The sequence below is a fragment of the Candidatus Cloacimonadota bacterium genome, assembly GCA_011372345.1.
GTDB lineage: Bacteria > Cloacimonadota > Cloacimonadia > Cloacimonadales > TCS61 > DRTC01.
In genome coordinates this window covers 1-5,688 of record DRTC01000113.1, presented here as the reverse complement: position 1 = coordinate 5,688, position 5,688 = coordinate 1, and the positions used below count along the sequence as shown (strand labels likewise).

General features: G+C 35.4%; 4 protein-coding genes. 1 reads left to right on the top strand and 3 read right to left on the bottom strand.

All coding sequences use genetic code 11. The features are described 5' to 3' along the window. A partial coding sequence (locus tag ENL20_02115) for a sigma-54-dependent Fis family transcriptional regulator (protein HHE37350.1) occupies window positions 1-1,148 on the top strand: 1,148 nt, incomplete at its 5' end. A 231-nt stretch (window positions 1,149-1,379) separates the two neighbouring features. Here the strand turns inward: ENL20_02115 and ENL20_02110 are convergent. From ENL20_02110 to ENL20_02100, 3 genes are all read right to left on the bottom strand, one after another. Then, window positions 1,380-3,533, bottom strand: a complete 2,154-nt coding sequence (locus ENL20_02110) for a T9SS type A sorting domain-containing protein (protein HHE37349.1) — start codon at window positions 3,531-3,533, stop codon at window positions 1,380-1,382. Between the two features lie 259 nt (window positions 3,534-3,792). Next, on the bottom strand, window positions 3,793-4,419 hold the full coding sequence (locus tag ENL20_02105) for a murein L,D-transpeptidase (protein ID HHE37348.1): 627 nt from the start codon (window positions 4,417-4,419) through the stop codon (window positions 3,793-3,795). Between the two features lie 77 nt (window positions 4,420-4,496). Continuing rightward, on the bottom strand, window positions 4,497-5,378 hold the full coding sequence (locus tag ENL20_02100) for a hypothetical protein (protein HHE37347.1): 882 nt from the start codon (window positions 5,376-5,378) through the stop codon (window positions 4,497-4,499). Between the last annotated feature and the right edge of the window lie 310 nt (window positions 5,379-5,688).

Genomic DNA, 5,688 nt, shown 5'->3' with positions numbered 1-5,688 from the left:
CAACCAAAACGGAAGTTGTAGAAGCGATGAAACTTGGTGCAGTAAATTTCAATGAAAAAGGTGAAAATTTCAATCGTATAAAATTCCTCGCAGATATCAATCAGGCAATATCTTTGAAATTTCAGGAAGCGGAAATCAATAGTTTAAGAAAGCAATCATTGGATTCGTTTTTGATCGGAAAGCATCCCAAGATGAAACATCTAAAAGAAAAAATCATGAAATTTTCCCAATCCGAGATGAACCTATTGATAACCGGGGAAACCGGAACCGGGAAAGGTTTGATCGCAGAATTGATCCATCAGAATTCCAGCCGGAAAGATAAACCGTTCAAATCAATCGATATCAAATCCATTCCGGAAACGCTTTTGGAATCCGAACTTTTCGGTCATAAAAAAGGAGCATTTACCGATGCCAAATTTGAAAAAAAGGGATACTTTGAAAATGCTGAAGCAGGAACTTTATTTATCGATGAAATTTCCAATATGAGTTTGGAAAACCAGGCAAAATTACTGAAAGTGATCGATGAAAAACAAATCCCGGTTGTTGGCAGCGGAGGACAGTTCAAAAAAGTAAATGTCAGGATCATTTCGGCTGCAAACTGCGACCTGACGGAAATGGTTCGGAAAGGAGAATTCCGTAAAGACCTTTATTTCAGGTTTGCCAATTGTCTGATCACGATTCCGCCTTTGCGGGAAAGAGCAAGCGATATAACAGTGTTAATGGAAAAATTCCTGATGGATTACACCCGCGAATTCAATAAATCTTTGGATATCAATCTGAAAAATATCCGGGGAAAATTAGAATCTTATTCTTTCCCGGGTAATGTCCGGGAATTGAAGAATCTCTGTAGATTTATCACCGAATTTTATGAACACATAGATAATGAAATTATTTTAGATGAATTTGAAAAACACATTAATCGTAATCAGAATCTATCTGAAAAATCACTCGAAATTCAATATCCCCTTCATCACAATCTTCTGAATTCAAACGATTTTTATCGATCTCTCGAAGATTATGAAAAACTTTTCCTCAAACATCATTTGGAGAAAAATCTCTATCGAGTCAGCAGAACTGCAGAGGCGATTGGATTGGACAGAACAACTCTTTACAAGAAGATGAAAAAATATGGAATTGAGATCCCGTAATAATGAGACCTTGCGAATGGTTACAATTGGAGGAACTCTTCAAAACCTCCTCAGGAGATTACTGAACCTTCGCAATGGTTGTTTGTCAGGATTACAGGATCAACAGGAGATTTTGAATTTGATTTTCATCCTGTAAATCCTGTTATCCTGTCCTATTTTCAGATGTTTTCACTACTCTTGTTTGTTCTCAACTCGCGCTTCGAAGCAAGTCGAGTCCAAACGGACCCGAAACTATCGGATCAAAAGCAATTTCCTCATATCTTCAAAATTCTCCGTCTTTAATCTCACAAAATAAATCCCTGAAGGTTGATCTCCTGCATTCCAGGTTATGGAGTAAAGCGACTGTGTCGCTTTTGCATTAACACGGTTAATGTAGTCCAAAGTTTTTATTTTTTGTCCTTTAATGTTATAAATATTTATCTCTGTGTTCTCTGCTTCTCTGTGGCAAGAAAATGAAATAGTCGTTGAACTGCTGAACGGATTCGGATAACAACCGATTAATCGAGTCGAAGAATTTTCTAAAATATTTTCTTCAATAGAAACTGGTTTTTCCAGAGAATTTGAGAAAACAACATCCGATTCACCGCTTAAGTAAACGGCATTCACAGCATATTTATAAATACCGGAAGGAAGATTTTCCCAATCTGCATCGAGATAAAAAGTCTGTTCGATGTTTGTCAGAAATATCCAGTTTTCAGGGATTTCTTCTTCCCCTTCCAGCAAACGCCAGACATTATAATTTTCCAGGTCACGAATTCCGCTGCTGCCATCCGGTTCATCCCAATTAATAAGAGCAGTCGTTCCTGCACCAACAATGGTTGCTTCCACATTTTGAGGAGAAAGAAGAAGTTCATTCATCTCGAAATTTACTTCCGTAATTTCATCATCAAAGACCAGTACAAATTCTTCTGTAACGGTTTCATACCAATTCCTGGAAGCTTGCACTGTGTACATCCCGGATGGAACAAAAACCAGTGAGTAATTTCCATCGGCATCAGTATAAGCAGTATAATTTTCTAATTCCAAAATCTCTACAAGTACTCCTGAATTATCATCATTTCCAATGAGATTAACTGTTCCGGCAATATTCCCACCGCCAAGATCGCACTCCAGGCAATACAAAAGTCCGCCATTCCCCATTTCATAAGCATGAACTGCTTTTCCTCCAACCGAACAAATAGAACCATCTTCCGAAAGATCAAGATGAAACATCGAACCGGAAGTGTTTATACTGAATTCAGGTTCATTGGAGTTTCTACCAAATATCCAAAAATCGGGTGTGGAATGATCTTGCGGTCCATAACCGGCAGCAGCAATCGTCGAACCATCAGCAGAAATATCAAGATCAACGACAGGACCGTTGGCATCAAATATCCAGATCGGAGACGATGAATAAGAATTGAAAAGGTAAATTTCTCCGCTATAATGATCAGCATAAAAAATGTGTGTTCCTACGGCAATTGTGCTTCCGTCAGAGGAAATTGCCATACTCGAGATCCAGGGATTATATCCTCCACCTCCGTTACTGACTTGGTAACTCCAATTTATTTGATAAGTTTCTTGCTCGGGAACAAATTCATAAACAAAGACATCACCGGAATAATCTCCATTCACGATTATCGAACCGTCAAAAGAAATTGCCGGCGGATTTTGGTTTTGTTCCGGTCCTTCAAAAATGATCGCTCCATTTTCTGCCTCGAGTACTCTCATTGCACTATTTTCTCCGGCATATTGAGTAAAAACCAGTTTCGTTCCATCTCCGCTTAAAACGAGACAATTGCAGGAACCGGGAAAATCGATCTGCCAAACCGGTTCTTCTAATCCAACTAAAAAAGAGGTAACATAAGAATTACCGGTCGTTTGATTTTTTACGGAATAATACACATATAAACCATCGGAACTGAGAGCAACATCGGTCACACTTTCATTCAAATTTAGATTTTGTTCCCATATCATTATGGATTCCGAATTATAAATCCTGATGGTTTGATTCGCAGCAGCGACCATCAAACTGCCGTCTTCCAGCATATCGGTCTCAAAACCAAAATCGGGACTCCAATCCGGATCTTCCCACATCGGAGTTTCGGTGTTCAAATAATAAGATGCTCTTTCATCATTCAAATACCAACCCACAAAAGTTTCAATATCCGGTGAAACCTTTACTTCTCCTGCTATCGCTAATGCATCCGAATCCTGCCAGAGAATTTCCACTCTTTCATTTCTGGATATTTCTTCTGAATGAGAAATTTTTGTGGAATTTCCATCCTCGTAAACAGTTTGGTATCCGACTTCAGGAATGAAAATTGTTTTTTGTAGTTTTTCGGATATTAGACCCGAAAAAATAAAAAACATGATCAAACCTATGCAAATAATTTTTCTTAACATTTTTTTTATCTCCTCTTTTCTATTTTATGATTTTAGGATTCTGTAAAATAGCAACCGCTGAAGCGGTTAAGTTGGTTTGGGTGATATTTATTCCCACAGTTAAAACTGTGGGCTAATGATATAATAGATAATTAATTAGCCCATAAATGTTTACTCCGGTTTTTGATGGATCAATTGTGGGAAATAAATAAAATCCAAATAAAAATTTCAACCATTTTAATGGTTTCTGAAATTTTCTGTTAATTTTGAACAACTCATTTTAATGAACTATTATAATTTTTGTTTCCTTTTGAAGAATGCTGAACAATTCATTTATATCTTTATTCTTCAAAGAAATACATCCCAAAGTCCAGTTTGTTTTATTATCGATCAGATGATCCATTCCCGTTGGAACGCCATGAATTCCGATCTCTCCGCCAATCCCGGCATTTGAATTTATCGTTCCTTCTTCCTTTGCCCGATTATGTTTTACCCATGATCCTGTTGTCGGATAATCGAGCCAGATAAATTTCGACCAACTTTGATGAGGATAAAGGTCATGAATTTTGAAAATCCCTTCCGGAGTGCAGCCGTCTCCCTGCTTTAGTTTATCATCGACAGGATTGAAACCGAAAACAACAGGATAGGATTTGATGGGATTGTTCTCATATAAAATCGTCAGTATGTAATCTGATTTATTTATTATGATAGATACTTTTGTTCTGTCTATTGTTTGAAAATCAAGAAGTTGGGAGATTGGTAGGGAATAATTCAAGTAAGAAATTTCAATATTTTTTAATCTTAAGTTTTGGACATCAATATTTTCTGACAAAATAATTGAAAATGAGATTATTATAATAATAAAATGGATGAGTTTTTCTAAATTTGTTAAATTGGTATATTTCAACTTTTATTTATCCTGTAAATCCTGTTATTCTGTCTTTTCTTATCGGATTTCATTTTCCTGTTTGTTCCGTTCAGTTATCAAAACCACACAGATAAACTAAATTTTGGTCCAATTAGTTCAGTAGATAACAGTTTATCTATTTGATAGCCCGTTTTTAATTCGAAGCGTTTTATAAATATTCCAATATCCAAATCAAATTCATTTTGTAATTTTACTTTATTATCAATACCGAGATCATACATTGATAATCCATATCCTAAATTCAGGTTGAAAGGTTTTCGAAAAAATCTCATTTTATAGATAATCTTGAGAGCATCCTTTTTTTCAGTTTCGGAAAGATGTTGGTAGCCTAATCCAAAACGAAAATCCGAAAAATTATTTCTGGCAAAACTCAAAGCTGAAACGAATTGAAAAGAATAGATATCCTTATTTAATTCGCTTTGATCATAATAATATGAAAAAGCAGGCTCAATTGATAGCCGAAAATAATTATAAGATGAGTTGATAAGAAATCCGGATAAGTCTTCGTTTATATAATGAGCACTAATTTCGATTGCTCCCATCCAGTTTTTCCCGTCATTACTAAAAAAAAAGTTACTTTCAGCATAAGGATAATCCTGATAGAAATAAAGTTCGGGAAAATCTTCTTCCAATAACTTTATTGGCAGATAAAAAGGAAGTGCTAAAACATAAAGTGCCATACTTAAATCAAAATCGCTTTCCTTATTCTCGCTTTCCAGATGATATTCTCCCTCAATATCTTTCGACTGATCATACTCATAATATTCATTATCAAGTGGATTATCCTTTAGATCGGTTTCATCAAACTGCTTTTTTTCATAGAGTTTCCTGATGTATTCCAAGCTGTCTTGATGTGTAGTTTCATCTTTATCATTTGCATATATTGATGAGATAGTAAATGCAAATATTAGAAATAGCACATAAGGAAATATTTTCATTTTTTCTCTGATTTTTTTAATTTTATTTTTTTGAACAATTTAGCAAACAGTGTCCGGCTTTTGACGGATTGTTTTACATAAAAGGATTGGGGAAATTGTAATGAAGAATCGTTGCTTGAGGAAGTTCAGGTGGTTCAGGTATATCAATAGTCAAAGTAGTTGAACCAATAGCGAATGATGTACCATTCAGAGTAACAGCGTATAAATCGTAAACATAAGTTTCACTATCAACAACATCTTCATCGATAAATGTAAATTCTGTTGTTGTTGAAGAATTTGGATTTTCAACTTCTACTTTGTTGATAAACAT